This window comes from Pseudomonas sp. PvP089 (assembly GCF_017875165.1).
In the GTDB taxonomy this organism is placed as follows: domain Bacteria; phylum Pseudomonadota; class Gammaproteobacteria; order Pseudomonadales; family Pseudomonadaceae; genus Aquipseudomonas; species Aquipseudomonas fortuita.
In genome coordinates this window covers 4118776-4136961 of the sequence record NZ_JAGGME010000001.1, presented here as the reverse complement: position 1 = coordinate 4136961, position 18186 = coordinate 4118776, and the positions used below count along the sequence as shown (strand labels likewise).

At 66.2% G+C, this 18186-nt stretch carries 12 protein-coding genes; 3 read left to right on the top strand and 9 right to left on the bottom strand.

What is annotated here, in order from left to right; translation table 11 throughout:
• Nucleotides 1–5: 5 nt before the first annotated feature.
• The 9 genes from J3A71_RS18890 to J3A71_RS18850 form a co-directional block, all read right to left on the bottom strand.
• Nucleotides 6–758, bottom strand: coding sequence for an ABC transporter permease (locus J3A71_RS18890; protein WP_060518762.1), 753 nt, complete (start codon nt 756–758; stop codon nt 6–8).
• A gap of 196 nt (nt 759–954) precedes the next feature.
• On the bottom strand, nt 955–3402 hold the full coding sequence (locus J3A71_RS18885) for a TonB-dependent receptor (protein WP_096425896.1): 2448 nt from the start codon (nt 3400–3402) through the stop codon (nt 955–957).
• Between the two features lie 140 nt (nt 3403–3542).
• On the bottom strand, nt 3543–5786 hold the full coding sequence (locus J3A71_RS18880; RefSeq protein WP_016486034.1) for a TonB-dependent receptor: 2244 nt from the start codon (nt 5784–5786) through the stop codon (nt 3543–3545).
• A 205-nt stretch (nt 5787–5991) separates the two neighbouring features.
• Nucleotides 5992–7050 (bottom strand): ABC transporter substrate-binding protein, encoded by a 1059-nt coding sequence (locus tag J3A71_RS18875; RefSeq protein WP_016486035.1) that lies wholly within the window; start codon nt 7048–7050, stop codon nt 5992–5994.
• The gene (locus J3A71_RS18870) at nt 7047–8111 is read right to left on the bottom strand and encodes an ABC transporter substrate-binding protein (protein WP_096425897.1); all 1065 of its coding nucleotides are present in this window, start codon (nt 8109–8111) and stop codon (nt 7047–7049) included. Before J3A71_RS18870 ends, J3A71_RS18875 begins: the two co-directional genes overlap by 4 nt.
• Nucleotides 8112–8130: 19 nt before the next feature.
• Complete coding sequence (locus tag J3A71_RS18865; RefSeq protein ID WP_016486037.1) at nt 8131–9279, bottom strand: LLM class flavin-dependent oxidoreductase; 1149 nt, start codon at nt 9277–9279, stop codon at nt 8131–8133.
• A 419-nt stretch (nt 9280–9698) separates the two neighbouring features.
• Nucleotides 9699–11549 (bottom strand): ABC transporter ATP-binding protein, encoded by a 1851-nt coding sequence (locus J3A71_RS18860; protein ID WP_024717693.1) that lies wholly within the window; start codon nt 11547–11549, stop codon nt 9699–9701.
• Nucleotides 11542–13317 (bottom strand): ABC transporter ATP-binding protein, encoded by a 1776-nt coding sequence (locus J3A71_RS18855; protein WP_219740294.1) that lies wholly within the window; start codon nt 13315–13317, stop codon nt 11542–11544. Before J3A71_RS18855 ends, J3A71_RS18860 begins: the two co-directional genes overlap by 8 nt.
• Nucleotides 13318–13409: 92 nt before the next feature.
• A complete protein-coding gene (locus J3A71_RS18850) occupies nt 13410–14642 on the bottom strand; it encodes an acyl-CoA dehydrogenase family protein (RefSeq protein WP_016486040.1) in 1233 nt (410 codons plus the stop codon).
• 378 nt (nt 14643–15020) lie between these two features.
• Between J3A71_RS18850 and J3A71_RS18845 the strand changes: the two genes are divergently transcribed.
• From J3A71_RS18845 to J3A71_RS18835, 3 genes are all read left to right on the top strand, one after another.
• Nucleotides 15021–16082 carry an ABC transporter substrate-binding protein gene (locus J3A71_RS18845; protein ID WP_070086544.1) on the top strand — a complete coding sequence of 354 codons (1062 nt, stop codon included), beginning with the start codon at nt 15021–15023 and terminating at the stop codon, nt 16080–16082.
• 18 nt (nt 16083–16100) lie between these two features.
• On the top strand, nt 16101–16832 hold the full coding sequence (locus tag J3A71_RS18840) for a class II aldolase/adducin family protein (protein ID WP_016486042.1): 732 nt from the start codon (nt 16101–16103) through the stop codon (nt 16830–16832).
• 163 nt (nt 16833–16995) lie between these two features.
• Nucleotides 16996–18183, top strand: a complete 1188-nt coding sequence (locus tag J3A71_RS18835; protein WP_016486043.1) for an LLM class flavin-dependent oxidoreductase — start codon at nt 16996–16998, stop codon at nt 18181–18183.
• The last annotated feature ends 3 nt before the right edge of the window (nt 18184–18186 follow it).

Below are 18186 nucleotides of genomic sequence, written 5' to 3'. Positions count from 1 at the left end.
CCTCCTCAACGGCTTTGCCAGGCGGACAAGTGTCGTTCCACGCGGCGCAGGGTGTAGTCCAGGGTGAAACCGATCAGCCCCGTCAGCACCACGCCAACCATCACTACGTCGATGCGCAGCATCTGCCGGCCCATCTCGATCATCTGCCCTAGGCCACTGTCGGCTGCCAGCAGCTCGCACGCCACCAGCACCACCCAGGCGCGGGTCAGGGCCACGCGTATGCCGGTGACGATCGCCGGCACCGCAGCGGGCAGGGCGATCCGGCCTACCAGCGTGGGCCAGCGCAGGCGGTACACCGCCGCCACTTCGAAATGGCTGCGTGGGATGGCGCGGATACCTTCGCAGGTGGCCAGTGCCACCGGGAAAAACGCAGTCTTGGCGACGATGACCACCTTGAAGGTTTCATCCACGCCAAACAGCAGGACGAACATCGGGATCAGCGCAATGCTGGGCACTTGGCGAAGGGTGTGGAACAGCGGTGCGCAGTAGGCCTCCACGGTCTTCGACAAGGCCAGCGCCGCGCCGAAACCAAGGCCTGCCAGTGCGCCGCCGGTAAAGCCCAGGGCCAGTCGCGACAGGCTGCCAGCCAAGTGCTCTTGTAACTCGCCGGTGGCCAGCAGGTCGGTGAGGCTGTGCCACACCTCCAGCGGCGGGATCAGCAGGTTGGCCGGAAACAGCCCGGCATTGGCCACCACCGCCCAGCAGGTAAGCAGGGCCAAGGGGGAGATGAACCAGGAAAGATGAGGGAGCACGCGCATGGCTGGCCTTGGGAAAGCAGAAGGTAAAGGTGTATCGCAAGAGCTGTGCCAGGGGGCGGGAGCCCCGTATTGCGGGGCTGGAGGGCGAGGGTGATGCTTGAGCAGCAGCGAGGTGCTGCTACAGCAGCAGTCAGTCAGCAGCATCGGTGCTGGATTCTTCGCGGGCGAGCCCGCGAAGAAGACAACCTGGTTTCAGCTAGAAGTCGTAACTCACGCTGGTGTAGTAGAACGCTCCCTGCGCCCCTTCCGGGCTGGTGATGGAATACTTGGGCACGCCATACAGCTGCGCACCTTCCAGCTTGTCCGGGTGGCTGTCGAACAGGTTGATCGCGCCCGCCGACAAGGTCAGGCCCAGGTCGAAGCGGTACGACACGTCCAGGTCGGTCACCCACTGCGGGCTGAAGGTCTGGTCCAGCGTGGGGTTGGCAGCGTTGCGGTTCTTCCATTCACCATAACGGCGCTGGGCCACGGTGACGCTCCAGCCGTCATACAGCCAGTTGGCACTGAGGGTCAGCTTGTCCTCGGGCGTGCCATCCTCGATCAGCCCCTGGGTGTTGCGGCCAATGATCTGGTTGCCGGGGATGCTGCCCACATCGTCCAGCCCGGTAATGCGGGTGTTGTTGCGCGCGTAACCGCCGTTGAAATCCACGCGCCCCCAGCGGCCCGCATCCAGCTGGTAATGGCCTGCCAGCTCGAAACCGTCGGTGCGGGTGTCGGCAATGTTGGTATAGAACGCCGCGCTCTGGATGTTGGCGTAGGGCGTACCGGCGAAGATCGGGCCTACCACCGCTGCAGGCAACTGGTCGGACAGGGTGATGCGGTTGTCGATGTCAATACGGTAGGCGTCGAGTGTGACCGAGGCGTTAGGCAATGGCCGCCAGACCAGGCCCACGGAGAAGTTGGTCGACTCTTCCGGTTTCAGCGCCTTGCCTCCGAGCAAGGCTGCCTCTGGGCTGTCGGCGCGCAGGGTGCGTTGCTGCACCTCGACCCAGTTGCCACTGCCCGGTGGCTGTTCCACCACCTGCACACTGAACGACGACAGCCCGCTCTGCACCAGCGAAGGCGCACGGTAGCCGGTGCTGGCGCTGGCGCGTGCGGCGATCTGCGGGGTGAAGTCGTAGCGCAGCGACAGCTTGCCGTTGGTGGTATCGCCAAAGTCCGAATAATGCTCGCTGCGCACGGCCACGCCGGCCTGGAATTTTTCGGTCAGCTGGGCTTCGACATCGAAGTAGGCACCGATCACGCGGCGGTCCAGTGACACGGCATCGACCTGGGTGATGCCCGAGTAGTAGCCAGGGATGCGTCGGCCGGTGATGGGGTCGATCGTATTGAACAGCGGCCCGTTGGACCAACCGGCGGCGTCGCCTTCGCTGAGGTCGTAGTGTTCCTGGCGCCAGGCCAGCCCGGCGGAAACGGTCAACGGCTTGAACAGCCAGTCGTTGGCGAAGTCACGGGTCCAGTCCAGGGTCAGGTTGGTCTGGTCGGCTTCGCGGCGGCCGGTGTAGATGGTCGAGGGGCTTGCGCTGCCCCAGCTGGGGTTGATGGCGTCGCGGTCGGTGGAGTCGACCCGGTTGTCGCCGTAGTTGAGCGCCAGGTCGAATTTGCCCAGGGCCTGGTCCTCGAAGCGCAAGCCCCCGGTGACGGCAACGTCTTCCAGGCCGTAGCGGGTGACCGGCAGGCGGCCGTCCGGGTAGCGCGCCAGGGCTACGCTGCCGTAGTTGTTGCGCAGTGTGGTGGGCGGGTCGAAGAAGTTCTCTGCATCGGTATTCTTGTGCGCATAGGTGGCGAAACCGTAGGCGCTCAGCCCCTCGCTCAAACCCATTTCGGCGTTGGCAGTGAAGTTGTACTGGTCCGAGACATTGCCCGAACCCCAGCGCCAGTTGCGGTAGCGGTTGTTCTGCTCGCGCGGGGTATCGATGCGGGTGGAACCGGGGTAGAACAGGCGGTTGTCGTCGCGGGTGTCGCTGGCAGGGTCTTGGCTGCCGGCGTCGAAGGCCAGGGTCAGGAAGCCGTCGTTGGGCAAGGCAAAGCCCTTCCAGCCGCTGAGCTTGCGCTGCAGGCCGTCGCCTTTTTTGTAGCCGCCGAAGCGGTAGCCGGCGTTACCGCCTTCGTCGCGCTCCTTGAGGACAATGTTGATCACCCCGGCAATAGCGTCCGAGCCGTACTGGGCGGCCGCACCATCGCGCAGGATTTCTACCCGTTCGATGGCCGACAGCGGGATCAGGCTGAGGTCCACGGCTGCCGCGCCACGGGCGTTGACCAGGCCCTGACGGGTGACGTTGGCACTGGTGTGGCGGCGCTTGCCGTTGACCAGCACCAGCACCTGATCCGAAGCCAGGCCGCGCAGCGAGGCGCCCTGCGCGATGGAACCGGCAAAGGCGCCCTGGGGCGACTGCGGGAAGCTGAACGAGGGCGAAAGCGCGGTGAGTGCTGCGGACAGGTCGCTGGCGCCGGTTTCCTGGAGTTTTTCACCGCTCAGCACATCGACCGGGGCGGCGCTTTGCAGGGCGGTGACGTCGCTGCGATGGGTGCCGACCACGACCACGGTGTCGAGGCGGTCGGCGGGTTCGGCGGCGAATGCGGGCACGGCGAGGCCGGCGATGGCCAGGGCGATGGCGCTGGCCAAGGGGTTGTGATGGGGCATGGGGTGTTCCTGCTGAATGATGTATTGGCAGTGCTGGCCTTATCGCCGGCAAGCCAGCTCCCACAGGTCCCCACACATTTCAGGCCCTGTGCTGTACCTGTGGGCGCTGGCTTGCCGGCGCTAAGGCCGGAAAGGGCAACCTAGAACCGGCTGGTAACGCTGAGCCCGACGGTGCGCGGGTCGCCGTAGGTGATCACGTACTGCCCGGCAGTGCCGTTGGGCCGGCCGTGCACCTGGTAGCGGCGGTCGGTGAGGTTGTTGACGAAACCGGTCACGCTCAGCTTGTCGTCGTGGCTGAACCAGCTCAGGCGGGCGTTGGCCAATGTGTAGTGCGGCTGGCTGAGGGTTTCGTCGGCGCTGCTCTGGCGGTCGGCCAGGAAGTACTCCTTGTCACGGAAGCTCACGTCGCCCCCTGCCACCAGTTTGCCGCCCACTTCCAATGGAATGGTGTAGTCGGCGCCAAGCGACACCACGTTGCGCGGCGAACGCACGAAGCTGTTGCCGCTGTAGTCGCCGGTGACCGCGCCAGTGGTCGGGTTGGTGTTCTTGAAGTCGGTGTATTCGGTGTCGAGGAACGACACCGCCGCGCGCAGGTGCAGGCGCTCGGTCGGCTGGCCTTCGATCTCCAGCTCCGCACCCTTGACCTTGCCCTTGGCGCCGTTGGTCAGCGCGGTGGTGAGCACGCCGTTGTTCACCGTCAGCAGGTTCACCTGGATGTCGGAGTAGTCGTAGTAGAAGAGGTTGGCGTTGACGGTCAGGCGGCGGTCGAACCACTCCGACTTCAGCCCCAGCTCGTAGGCATCCAGCTCTTCCGGGTCGACCGTGGTCAGCTGCGCCAGGCTGGTCGACAGCCCGGTGTTGAAGCCGCCCGAGCGGAAGCCGTGGGCGTAGCGGAAGAACACCCGCAGGTTGTCATTGATGCGGTACTCGGGCGTCAGGTCGTAGGTCCAGGCTTCCCAGGTCTTGTCTTCCTGGCGATTGCCGTTGGTGCCCACGCCCGCCAGCGGGATCAGCGGGCCGTTGGCGGTGGCGCGGGTCAGCTGCACCAGGTCCAGGTCGATGTCCTTTTTCTCCTGGGTCCAGCGCAGGCCGCCCGTGACGCTGAAGTCATCGGTGAAGTCGTAGGTCAGGTTGCCGAACAGCGCGTAGCTGTCGGTGCGGTGATCGAAGCCCATATCGCGCAACGCCGTGGTGCCCACCTGGTTCGAGCCGGTACCGTTTGGCGTCGGCCCGGGGGTTACCACCCGCTGTGCCGCGCTGTCGAGGTCTTCGTGGAAGTAGTGCGCACCCAGCAGCCAGTGCAGCGGACGGTCTTCCGGCGAGGCCAGGCGCAGCTCCTGCGACCATTGGCGATAGCTGTTGTCGGTGATCGACGCGCCGTTGACCTCGTAGGGGGTGTAGTCGGCGTCGCTGGTGGAGCGGTTGCGGATGTAGTCGTAGGCGCTGATCGAGGTCAGCGTGTAGTCGCCCAGGTAGTAGTTGAACGTCAGCGAGGCGCCGTCGTGGTCCAGGCGGTAGTCTTCGTTGACGTTCAGCGAGATGTCGCGGCCATGCGGGCGTTCGTAGCCGACGTTGTAGTAGCGGCCCACGGGCAGCGAACCATTGCTGCCGTCGCCCTTGAACTGGCGGCTGTGCACCTTGAGCAGGGCGTCCAGGTCGGGGTTGAGCTGGGCCAGGAACTGCAGGCGGATGGCTTTCTTGTTCACATCGCCATAGGTGTTGCCGTCGAAGTCGTTGTTCTGGAAGCCGTCACGCTCCTCGGAATACAGCGCCACTCGCCCGGCCAGTTTTTCGTCCACCAACGCGCCGCCGATGGCACCGGTAACGATGCGTTCGTTCTTGCTGCCAAAGCCTACGGTGCCGTAACCGTCGGTGTCGAAGGTGGGTTTCCTGGAAATCACATTCACTGCACCGGCAGTGGTGTTCTTGCCATACAGGGTGCCTTGTGGCCCACGCAGGATTTCGATGCGCTCCAGGTCAAACAGCGGCCCGCCGCCAGCGATGGGGGCGTTGAGGTAGACGTCATCGGCGTAGATGCCCACCGGGAAGACCGTTGCCGCGCCGGTGTCGCCGGTGCCCAGGCCGCGGATATACCAACGTGGGCGGCCGTCGCCGTCGGGGTTCTTGGCCGAGGCGTTGGGCACGAAGGTGGTGATGTCGCCCATCGAGCGCACCCCATCGGCGGTAATGCTGGTGCCTTTGATGGCTGATACGGCCACCGGTACTTCCTGCAAGGTCTGTTCGCGGTGCTGGGCGGTGACGGTGACGGTTTCCAGGGCCGGTTCGTTTTTAGTGTCTTCGTTGGCGGCGATGGCCTGGCTGCCGGTGCCGGCCAGCAGCAGCGCCAGGCTGATCTGGCGGGCCAGTGGATTGAGCTGGTGCATGGTGGATCTCCCCGTATGTAAAGCGTTGTTGGGGAGAGCTAGAGCAGGGACTGTGCCATATTGTTAAGCTATTGAAATATAAGGTTTTTATTTGGTTTTTGAGCGGGTGTTGCAGGTGGGGCAGCAGTGGGGTGCTGGCCGGGTGCTGCTGGGGCAGCAGTGGCGGGGCTGAGATTGTTGGGGCCGCAAAGCGGCCCCAACAATCTCAAACCGCCAACCGCGAAGTCGACCCGATCACACTCTCCAGCACACGAAAATCAATCCACTCGCGCACATCAAAACGCCGCGGTATGAACCCCCACCGGAACAGGAACTCGGTAAAGTCCTGCAGCGCCTCGATCGAGCGGCTGTCCAGGGTAGTACGCAGGCGCCGATGCGCATCATCGCCATAGGCCGCCGCCACCCAGTACTCGCTGGTGTTCAGCTCGCGCGCCAGAAAGCGCCGGGTCTCTTCCGGGTTAGCCCAGGCCCATTGCTCGGTGCGCAGCACCGTGTCGACCAGCGTACGGCTGGCATCGAAGTGGTTTTCCAGCAAGTGCCTGTCCACGGTCAGTGTGCGCGGGGTGCCGTTGTTGCTGCGGATCAGCGGGTCCGGATGGCTGCCGGTGTCGACCACCACGCGCAGGCCGAACTCGTGGGCCAGGTGCACCGCATGCGCACCTTTGAGGAAGATCGCGTCGATGTCGCCACGCAGCAGGCCGATCAGCTCATTGTTGCGGCGGCTGAAGCGGCTGGTGTCCAGGCTCACTTCAGCACCGTACAGGTGCTGCTTGGCATCGTCGCTGTAGGTGCCGCCGTAGGGGTAGTCGACCAGTTCCACATCGGCCACCGCCAGGCCTTCGAGCTTCAGGGCGTTTTCCAGCCCGCGCAGGGCCTGGGCGCGGGTGAAGTCGATCTGTACGTTGGCCCACTTGGGTATGCCGAAACGGCGGTTCTTCAGGTCGCGAATGCTGCGTACGCCGCTTTCTTCGGTGGTGAGGATCAACTGCACCTCATCACTCCATGACAGCCCCAGCACGCGGGTCTCGACGCCGCTGGCGTAGGCCCAGATCGCCGGGATGTTACCGCCGTGGCGCACCGAGTTCTGCAGATGATGGTCGTAGTGGGCTTCACGCACCTCGCGTTCGCTGGACTCGCGCAGCGACTGGATATTGGTGCCAAACGGCGTGAAGGCCTCGGCCAGCCGCCCCGATTGTACGGCGATGCCGAGGCCGGTGGGCACGGGGCTGTGGGTGTACCAGAGCGTTTCCAGGGGCTTGGTCATGGGGTAACGGGTTTCCTGTCCATGTGGAGGGGGGCCAGCAGTTGGTCCAGTGGTTGGCGAGTGATCCAGTCGCGCACCTCGAAGCGCGCCGGGATGAAGCGCCAGCGCTTGAGGAACTCGACAAAGTCCTGCAAGGCATCAATGGCCTGTTCGTCCAGGCGCGTGCTCAGGCGCAGGTGGGCGTCGGTGCCGTAAGCCACTTGCACCCAGTACTCGCTGCTGTTGGTTTCCCGCGCCAGATAGCGGCGGGTTTCGTCGGGGTGCTGGTGGGCCCAGCGTTCGGCGCGCAGCACCGAACCGAGCAGGGTGCGCACCACCTGCGGGTGCTGCGCCAGCAGGTGGCTGTCCACCGCCAGGGTGCGTGGCGTGCCGTTGTTGCTGCGGATCAGCGGGTCGGGGTGGCTGCCGGTGTCGATCACCGTGTGCAGGGCGAAGGCGTGGGCCAGTTGTACGGCGCTGGCGCCCTTGAGGAAAATCGCGTCGACCTCGCCGCGCAGCAGGCCGGTCAGCTCCAGGTTGCGGCCTTCGCTCTGGGTGCTGGACACCGGCGTGCCGGCCACGCTGCGTACCGGGCGGTCGCTGAAGGTACCGTCGTAGCGGTAGTTGACCAAGTCCACGTCGCCCACTTGCAAGCCTGCGAGCTTGAGGGCGTTTTCCAGCCCGCGCAGGGCCTGGGCACGGGTGAAGTCGATCTGTGCGGCGGCCCAGTCGGGCAGGCCGAAGCGGCGGCCTTTGAGGTCTTTTACGGTGTGGATGCCGCTGTCTGGGCGGGTCAGGATCAACTGCGCCTCATCGGCCCACGACAGGCCGATGACCCGGGTGTCGCGGCCCTGGGCGCGGGCCCAGATAGCCGGGATGCTGCCGCCGTGGCGTACCGAATTGAGCAGGCTGTGGTCAAAGTGCGATTCGCGCACTGCCTGCTGGTCGGCTTCGCGCAGGGACTGCACCTGGGTGCCGAGGCCGGCCAGGTCTTCCTGCAGCCAGCCTTGCTGCACGGCAATGCCCAGGCCGGTGGGCACCGGACAGCGGGTGTACCACAAGGTATCGAGGGGTTGGCTCATGTTCAGCTCCGGTTGGGGTTCAGGCACTGGCCTGCAACGGTGTGGTGGCAGCCTGCTGCACCAGCGGCAACACTTCCTGGCCGATGCGCAAGGCCTCTTCCAGGTGCGGGTTGGCGGCGAGGATGAAGGTGCTGAAACCGGCATCGCGGTATTCAGCCAGGCGTTCGGCGATGTTCTGATGGCTGCCCACCAGGCCCACGGTGGGGCCGGGCTTGGCCTTGGCGAAGCCGGCCCACAGGTTGCGCGCCAGGATCAGTTCATCGAAGCCCTGCAAGCCTTGGTGATAGGCGGCCTGGCGTGCACCGCCGACAGAGTCCGAGCCGGTCACGAAGCCCTTGGCGCTGGCGCTGGCCTTGCCTTCCAGGCGCTCGAACTGCTGGCGCAGTTCGCGCCAGGCTTGTTCTTCGGTCTCGCGGGCGAACAGGTCGACACGCAGGCCGAAACGCACCGTGCGGCCCTGTTTATCGGCCAGTTCACGCACGCGTTCGATATGCGGCTTGAGCTTGTCGATGGGCTCGGCCCAGTTCAGGTACACATCGGCATGGCGCGCGGCCACGTCCAGTGCGGCATCGGAAAAGCCGGAGAAGTACACGCCCGGTTTGCGTTCGTGTTGCAGGCCCGGCGGCAGGCTGCCGTTTTCCAGGCGGTAGATATCGCCTTCGTAGGAGAACTTTTCCTGTGTCCAAAGGCCCTGGATCACGTCGAGGAATTCGCCGGTGCGCTTGTAGCGCAGGTCATGCTCCAGGAAGTCGCCATTGGCCCTTTGGCTGGCCGGGTTACCGCCGGTGATGATGTTCCAGTCCAGCCGGCCCCCGCTAAGGTTTTGCAGAATTGCCGCCTGCTGGGCGGCATAGGCGGGCAGGGTCCAGGTGGCCTGAAAGGCGATCAGGAAGCGGATGCGCCGGGTTTCGCGGGCCAGCGCGGCGGCGGCTATCCACGGCTCCGGGCCGGTGGGTAGCAAGGCGCCTTCGAACCCGGCCAGCTCGGCGGCCTTGGCCACCTGGGCGATGTAGTCGATGTAGCTGAAACCGTCAGCCTGGCCATCGGGCAGGCGACCGGGGGCGATATTGCCGGGGCGGTGCGCGGGGTTGCCGCGGTTGTGGCGGTCGGTGGACAGCTGCGGGCCATCGGTGCCCAAGGGCAGGCGCCAGAAGAATTCGGTGGTCATGGGGGCTCCTGAAGGGGGCGGTTGTGCGGATGAGGAGGGTGGTGCAACGGCTGTGCCATGCGCGGCGCATGGCCTGTGGGGCGGGGGTTTGAGGCGTAGAGGGGGGGAGGGGTGCTGCTGTGGCAGCAGTGCGGCAGCAACGGATGCTGGGGTAGCAGCATGAACAGGTCCGGCCTCTTCGCGGGGCAAGCCCGCTCCCACAGGTTCGGCGCTGTCAGTCAGTCCGGCGCCATACCTATGGGAGCGGGCTTGCCCCGCGAAGAGGCGCTCCCACAGGTTCGGCGCTGTCAGTCAGTCCGGCGCCATACCTGTGGGAGCGGGCTTGCCCCGCGAAGAGGTGCTCCCACAGGTTCGGCGCTGTCAGTCAGTCCGGCGCCATACCTGTGGGAGCGGGCTTGCCCCGCGAAGAGGCCGACGAGTCAGACCCCGATTTGCTCGGTTGCAACCTCCCCGGCGCTGCGCAGATACGCTTGGTACAGCGCCGCATACGCGCCACTACGCCCGATCAGATCGGCATGCGCCCCTTGTTCCACCACCCGACCATGCTTCACCACGGCAATCCGGTCGGCATCGCGAATGGTCGCCAGGCGGTGGGCGATGATGATTGCAGTGCGCCCCTGGCACAGCCTGCGCAGCGCGCGCTGGATACGCCGCTCGGTGTGCACGTCCACCGCCGAGGTGGCTTCGTCCAGCACCAGCACCGCCGGGTCGGCCAGGTAGGCCCGCACCAGGCACACCAGCTGCCGCTGGCCATGGCTCAGGTGCGCGCCCAGCGGGCCGACTTCGGTGTGGTAGCGCTGCGGCAGACGTTCCAGCACCTCGTCGGCACCCAGCTCACGGGCGGCGGCCACCAACTGCGCATCGTCTGCGTCGGGCGCGGCCAGGCGCAGGTTGTCGAGGATGCTGCCGCTGAACAGCACGTTGTCCTGCAGCACCACGCCCACGTTGCGCCGCAAGTCATGCTGGGCCAGCGCACGCAGGTCGATGCCGTCCAGCTTCACGGCGCCGTGCTGCACTTCGTAGAAACGCGTCAGCAACTGCACCAGGGTGCTCTTGCCATGCCCGGAGGGGCCGACGATGGCCAGCACTTCACCGGCGCGGATGTGCAGGTCGAGCCCGTCGATCACCGGGCGCGAGCTGTTAGGGGTATAGGCAAAGCCGACCGCGTCGAAGTCCACCTGGCCGCGCGCCCGGGTCAGGGCGTGTGGCGCGGGCGGGTCGAGCACTTGCGGGCGGGTGTCGAGCAGCAGGAAGATGCGCTGGGCTGAAGCGCTGCCGGTGGCGTAGCGCTCGAACAGGTCTGACAGCTCTTGCAGCGGGCCAAGGAACAGGAACACGTAGAACAGGCTCTCGGCCACCTGCCCCACGCTGACCTTGCCCTCGGCCAGGCCATGGGCACCGACCAGCAACAGCACGGCCATGCCGGCGGTGCTGAGCAACGCGGTAAACGGCGCGAACCAGCCGGCGCGCAGGCTGCCGCGGATCAGCGCCTGGTTGAAGTCCTCCAGCAGGCGCCGGTAGCGTGCCTGGTTGGTCTGCGCTTGCCCGCATTGCTGGATCAGCCGCACCCCGCTCACACTTTCCACCAAGTGCGCGGTGAAGCGGCTGCGCTGCTCGGCCACCTTGGCCCAGTTGCGTTGCGACACGCGCTTGAAGCGCCAAGTGGCCACGGCCAGCAACGGCACTGTGGCCGCCAGGCTGTAAAAGAAGCTGGGCTCGATACGCCACAGCATTACCGCTGCCAGGCCGCAACGCAGCAGGGCGCCGAGTAGCTCGGGCGGGCCTTGCACGAGCAACGGCTCCAGCGCATCCACGTCCCGGTCGGCACGGGAAATGATGCGCCCGGCACGGGTCTGGTCGAAGTAGCTCACCGACAGCGCCTGCACATGGGCGAACACTTTCACCCGCAGGGCATTGAGCACGCCGATCGCCGCGCGCCCGGCGATGAACTGCGATACCCCGGCCAGCAGAAAGCGCCCCAGCCAGCTCGCGGCCAGCCCCAGGCCCAACCACAGTACCAGGCGCTCGTCGAGCAGCCAGTGGTCGGCGCTGGGCACCAGGCCCTTGTCCAGCAGTTCCCGCACGAACCACGGGCGCAGGAACACGGTGAACACCAGCAGCAGCTCGATGCCGATCACGGCAAGGATCTGCCCGCGAATGGGCTGCAACAGCGGCAGCAAGCGGTGGAACATGCCCCGGTCCAGCGCCTGGCGGGCCAAGCGCTGCTCGATGTCGATATCGCTGGCGGGGGTGTGCTGCGCATCAGTCATGGTCGATCCCCAGCAAGTCGCGATAATGGGCGTTGTTCGTGCACAGTTCGGCATGGCTGCCATTGGCAGTGATGCGGCCGTTTTCCAGCATCAGCACGCGGTCGGCCAGCAGCAGGGTGGAGAGGCGACTGGTGATCAGCAGCAAGGTCGGGCCTTGGCCGCTGGCGCTGTGCAGGCGGCGGATGTTGTGCAGCACCTGACGTTCGCCCAGGGCATCCAGGGCGCTGGTGGCGTCGTCCAGGCAGAGGATGTCGGGTGCACCGAGCAGCGCCCGGGCCAGGCACAGGCGCTGGCGCTGGCCGCCGGACAGGGTCACACCGCGGTCGCCTAGCGGGGTGTCGAGGCCGTGGGGCAGGCGCTCCAGCACGTCCTCGGCGGCGGCCAGGCGCAAGGCTTCACGCAACCGGGCGTCGCTGGCCTGTGGTGCGGCCATGCGCAGGTTGGCGGCCAGGCTGTCGGAGAACAGAAAGCTTTCCTGCGCCAGCACGTGCACGCGGCGGCGCAGGTCGGCAAGGTCGAGGTCGCGTACGTTGTACCAACCGGCAGTGTCGCTACCGACCTGCACGCTGCCGTGCTGTACATCGGCCAAACGTGGCAGCAGGCTGGCCAGTAGGCTTTTACCCGTGCCGGTGGCGCCGACCAGCGCCACCACCTCACCGGGCAGCAGGGTCAGCGAGCAATTTTGCAGGATAGGCCGGCCAGCTTCTGCTGCACTGACTTGCACCTGGTTCAGCTTCAGCCCCAACGGCCCCTCGGGCAGGGTGGCATGGCTGCCGACGATGGCCGGGCGTTCGTCCAGCAGCTGCCAGATACGTTCGGCGCTGGCGCGCGCATCGGCAAAGGTCTGCATCACCCGGCCAATGCCTTCGATGCGGAACACCAGCGTGGTGGCCACCAGCAGCGAAGTGACCAGCTCGCCGATGCCCAGCGCGCCAGCCGCCACGCGATGGGCGCCGTATACCAGGATCCACACATGCCCCAGCGCCACCACCGCCTGCGGTAGCGGAATGCGTGAACTGGCGTAGGCCAGGGCGGCGCGGGCATGGTCGGTGAACACCTCGACCTGCCGGGCGAAGCGGGCAATGCGCTGCTGCTCCAGGCCAAAGGCCTTGATCACCCGCACCCCACCGATGCCTTCTGCCAAGTCCTGGCTGACCTGGTCATAGGCAGCGCCCACGGCGCGGTCAAGCGTGACCAGGCGATCGGTCTGCACCACGAACAGCCATAACCCGGCGCCGGTCAGCAGCAGTGGCACCAGCCCCAGCAGCGGGTCGTACCAGCTCAACAGGCCCACCGCGACGAGCACCACCAGCGGGGTTTCGATGATCTGCCGCCAGAAGGTGATCAGTGCGTCGCGCACTTTGTCGGCATCGCGGGTGGTGCGGGTGACCAGTTCGCCCATGCCGTGGTGCCAGTGATAGCCCAGGTGCAGGCGCTGCACCTGGCTGAGGATGCGTTCACGCAGGCGCGTGAGCAGGGCCTGGCTGAGCACCAGCGACAGCACGGCGGCGGCGTATTGCAGCAGGCCGCGGCCCAGGGCGATGGCCAGCAGCAGCCACAACCAGTGCCAGGCCACGCTGGCGTCCAGGCTGCCGTCGGCCAGGCGCAGCACGGCGCGGCCGGCGCTGACATCATCGACCGCATGGCCGATCAGCCACTGCTGCCAGGCCAGGCCGAGGTTGCCGGCGATGTACAAGGCAGTGACCAGAGCAAAGCGCCAAGGCATTTCGCGGTAGATGGCCAATGCCCGAAGAAGCGGGTGGTTCATGTAGATGCTCGATCAGAATGCGACACCGCCCTTGCAGGAGCGGCCTTGTGCCGCGAATGGGGCGCGACGCGCCCCCCCGGCTCCAGCTGGGTTCAACGGCGGGTAGCGCCCTGGCTCTCCTTGGCATTAAGCACCGCCGTGTACTCCCCCGGGTCTGCCCCGTTCAGGTAGTAGTTGCCCACGTTGTGCAGCCGCCAGCGGATCGGGTCGTGGGTGGTGTGCACCCGGGCATTGCGCCAGAAGCGGTCGAGGTTCCACTTGCTCAGCGAAGCGCTGGCCCCCAGCAACGAGAACAAGTCGCTGGAAATCTTCAGCGATGCAGCATCGGAATGCGCACGGGCGGTAGCGACCGACAGGATCAGCTCATCCTGCAACGCCTTGTTCTCCGGGTCGCGCTCGTGTTCGTCGAACACCCGCGCCGCCTCGCGCAGCACCGACTCAGCGCCGCGCAGCGCCACGGCGTACTCACCGACCTGGCGAATGACATGCGGCTCGTCACTGGCGCGCTCCACGCCGCTCTCCACCCAGGCCCGGGCATGCTCGCGCAAGTACTCGACAGCCGCCTGCAAGGCGCCAGCGGCGATGCCGGTGTCGATGGCGGCGTGGAGGATCTGCGGGAAGGTCAGGCCAGTGCGTTTCATCGGCCCGTTGCGGCGGGTCAGGTAGCGCTCATCGAGCACGATGTTGTCGAAATTCACCGTACCGCTCACCGAGTTCTGCTGGCCAAAGGCTTGCCAGTCATCGATCAGGGTCAGCCCCGGAGTGTCGCGGTGCAGCAGCACGCCGACGCCGCCGTCTTCGCTGGCGGCGGTCAGCGAGATCCACTCGGCCAGGTAGGAGCCTGTCGAGTAGAACTTGCTGCCGTTGAGCACCCACTGGCCATCGGCGCGGCGCTCGACGCGGGTCTTGAGGGCGAACTTGTTCTTGCCGCCGACTTCGGCCAGGGCGTTGCCAAAGCGCTTGCCAGCGAGTACGTCGGCAATCAGCCGGTCGCGTATTTCGTCGGGGTAGCCGGTAAAGATGCCGCGCAGCATCACATTGTGAATTTGCAGCAGCTGGCCGACACCGCCGTCGGCGGTGGAGACCAGGCGCACGGTTTCCACCACAGTCTGCACCGAGGCACCGAGGCCGCCGAACTGGGCGGGCACCGCGATGGCGGTCAGGCCGCTGCTGGACAACAGCTCGGCCTGGCGGTGGGGGAGCTGGCCGTTGTTGCGCGGATCGGCGGCCAGTTCGGCGATGTGCGCGGCGACCTGGCGGGCGGTTTCGATGGCTTCCGTTTCGCTGGTGAGGCGGCGGGCAGGGGAAGGTTCTATGGCACTCATGGTGGGGTCTCGAATTGTCAGAAGGGCCAGTGCGCCTGTTTCGCGGGCTTGCCCGCTCCCACAGAGGCAGCACTGCCCTTGGGGGTTGTGCTGGCCCTTGTGAGAGCGGGCATGCCCGCGAGTGGCCACACCGCGGTACCAAGCCCTAGAGCAATATCTTTGCCACCCCTCCTCAGGCCACATCCTGTGTGGCTTCCAGCGGCCTTTGCTGCCTCAGCAGCAGTCATGTTGCTGATCTGGCAGCACCCCGCCCGCAATCCTGCTCCCAGCCAAGCACCCAGCCCTCCGACACAACAGCCAATCCTACGGAAATCAAGGCCTCCAGCGGTTGGCACGCACGCTGCAATGGTGCTTGCACGACGCCCAAGGAGCCACCCCATGACCCTCGCAACCCCCACAGCAAACCGCCTGGCAGACGACCCATCCGCCCTGGAACGCATCTGGTTCACCCGCTGCCCTGTGCCCACCGCCTCAGGCCTGGCCTACAAACTCGGCTGGCTGGAGCAAGAGTTCGCCGCCGATGGCTTGCCTGTCTCGACCTTGCAGGAGGCCCGCCAGCTAGGCCATCACCACTACGATCACCAACTGCCCGGGTTGTTTCGCGAAGGCGGCAACGTGCCGGCGCTGGCGGCACGTGCGGCCGGCTCCCCCAGTCGGTTGATCGGCCTGACCTGGATCGAGGAATGGCAAACCATCCTGGTCCGCCCGGACTCCGGCATCCGCAGCGCCGCCGACTTGCGCGGCAAACGCCTGGCGCTGCCGGCCTGGGGCGATAGTCGGCCTGGCAGCATTGCCCGGGCCATGAGCCTTCACGGTTACAAAGGCGCCCTGGCCTCGGCGGGCCTGCACCTGGATGACGTGCAACTGGTGGAAGTGGCCCTGCTCGACCAGGCCAGTGCCGCCACCCCGGCGTTGGGCTTGCAGCGGCTGTGGTCGGGGTTGGAATACCTGGCGCGCGGTGAAGTCGATGCCGTGTACGTGAAGGGCGCGGCAGCAGCCGATGCCGCACGCCGGCTGGGCCTGGTGGTGGGCGTCGACCTCGACCTGCTGCCCGACCCGCGCCACCGCATCAACAACGGCACGCCACGGCCGATCACCGTGCATCAACGCCTGCTCGACAACCATTTCGACCTGGTGGTGCGCTTCCTTGCCCAGACCTTGCGTGCCGCCGAGTGGGCAGCCGGCAACCGCGACGCGCTCAACCGCATTCTCGAAGAAGAAACCCGCGCGGGCAGCCAGGGTGTGGCCGAGGCCTACCGCGGTGACTTCCACACCACGCTGGCGCCGGACCTGTCCGCACAGCGCCTGGCCTTCCTCGGCACTCAAAAGGACTTTCTGTACCTGCACGGTTTCCTCGAAGCCGATTTCGCCATTGCCGACTGGGTCGACCCGCGGCCTCTGCAAGCTGCCCATGAACTGCTGGCCCAACGCCGCGCCTGACCTGACTGGAGATTGAACATGACCGTACTGATCAACGAACGCCCTGTCACTGCCGAACTGCAAGCCTTTATCGACCAGGTAGTGGCCGACGCTGAAGCGGCCTTCAGCGTCTTTCGCGAAACCAACACCATTACCGCCAATGGCACGGTTGGCTTCATCGAACGTGTGCCGGGTGAAGAGCTGCTGGTGTCGGTGAATTACGGCGGGCCGTGGAACCATCGCAAGCCGCTGCAGGCCACCGTCACCGATTTTGCGGGCAACGTCATCGTCGGCAAAGGTAAAGGCGGTTTGGGGCGTTACACCAAGCTGTTCCAGACCCACGCCGACGTCACCACCGTGTCGCACGTGCACAGCCCGTACCTCGGTGCCTGGGCGCAAACCCACCGCACCTTGCCGTTCCACTACGTGCCGGTGCAACGCTATCAGCTGGCCCGCGAGCTGCCGGTGTACATCGACCGGCGCCAGGCCGAGGTGGACTTCATCCTCGACAAGATTGCCGAGAACCCGTTCAACCTGGCCATCCTGGAAGCCAACGGCGGCTCCACGGTGTGGGGCAAGCAGGGGCTGCGGGCCACGGCGGAGTTCATCCTGTTGCTGGAGGAGGGGGCGCAGATCCAGTTGCTGGCTGATGCCCTGGGCGGGTCGCGGCCTTACGGGCCAGGGGTGCTGACCCAGCAATGGAAGATGAGCGGGTTGTACGACCGTGCTACCGAATTGGGCCTGGTGCCTGGCATCGATCGGCGCAACTGATGCGATCGCTGGGGGCGCTTTGCGCCCCTATCGCGACACAAGGCCGCTCCCACAAGGCCCGCGTACGCCGACCAATGTGGGAGCGGCCTTGCGTCGCGATAGGGCTGCGCAGCAGCCCCAGAGGCCTGCCCTCAAACACCTCATCTGAAAAGGACCCAGCCCCATGGCAGTCAAAATCCTTTGGTACCTCACCACCCCCGACGGCCCCTATCCCTGGGAGCCCGAAGGCCGCTGGCACACCGATTTCGAACACCTCAAGCAACTGGCCATCGCCGCTGACCGTCTGGGCTTCTACGGCTCGCTGCTCGGCTCAAGCCCCAACGAAAGCCTGGCCGTGTCGGCAGCACTGATCGACGCCACCACGCGCCTGCGCTTTCTGGTCGCCCAGCACCCGGGGGAGTTGTCGCCAGCGGTGCTGGCTAAATGGGCGCTCACCTTCGACCAGTTCTCCAACGGCCGCCTGCTGTTCAACGTGGTCAACGGCAACGATGCCGGCCTGGCTACCTTGGGCGTGCACTACCCGCACGATGAACGCTACGACTTCAGCCTGGAATACTGGCGCGCCTTCCAGAGTTTCTACGCCGGTGAAACGGCGGGTTACGACGGCCGCTACGTCAAGCTTTCACCCCGTTCGCCGGCCGCCGCCCATCACCCGCTGGGCGGTTGGCACCCACCGAAGCAAAAGCCCGGCATTCCGTTGTGGGGCGCCGGCACGTCGGCACCGGGCGTGGCCCATTCGGTGCAGTTGCTGGACGTGTACCTGAGCTTCGCCGACACCCCGCAAAAGCTCGGCGACAAGTTCCGCCGGGTAGCGGCCGAGGCGGCGAAGATTGGCCGTGAGCTGACCTACGGCACCCGCCTGCAAGTGATCGTGCGCGAAACCGAGGAAGAGGCCTGGGCCCATGCCGAGCGCCTGTTGCAGCGCACCTCGCTGGCCACCGCGCGCGCGGCCATCGAACGCCAGTTGCCGCCGGGGCAAACCTTCGACAGCTACGTCAGCGACGACCCGCGCATCCAGCGCAACCTCGACAGCCTCCGCGCCGGGCGGCTGCCCACCGCCCGCGAGCTGGAGATCTACCCCAACGTCTGGCTGGGCCCCAGCCTGTTCGGCTTCAACATCCTCGGCCCGGCAGCCGGCACGTACCTGGTGGGTAGCGCCGAACAGGTCGCCGAACGCATCCGTGAATACGAGGCCCAGGGCACGTCGGCATTCATCCTGTCAGGCTTCCCGCTGATCGATGAGGCGCACCGGGTGGCAGACCTGCTGTTCCCGCTGCTTGACCTGGACCATGGCTTCGAGGTGCCGCGCCTGGGCGCAGTCAGCAAGCCCGGCGTGGCGCAACCGGCGTAAGGA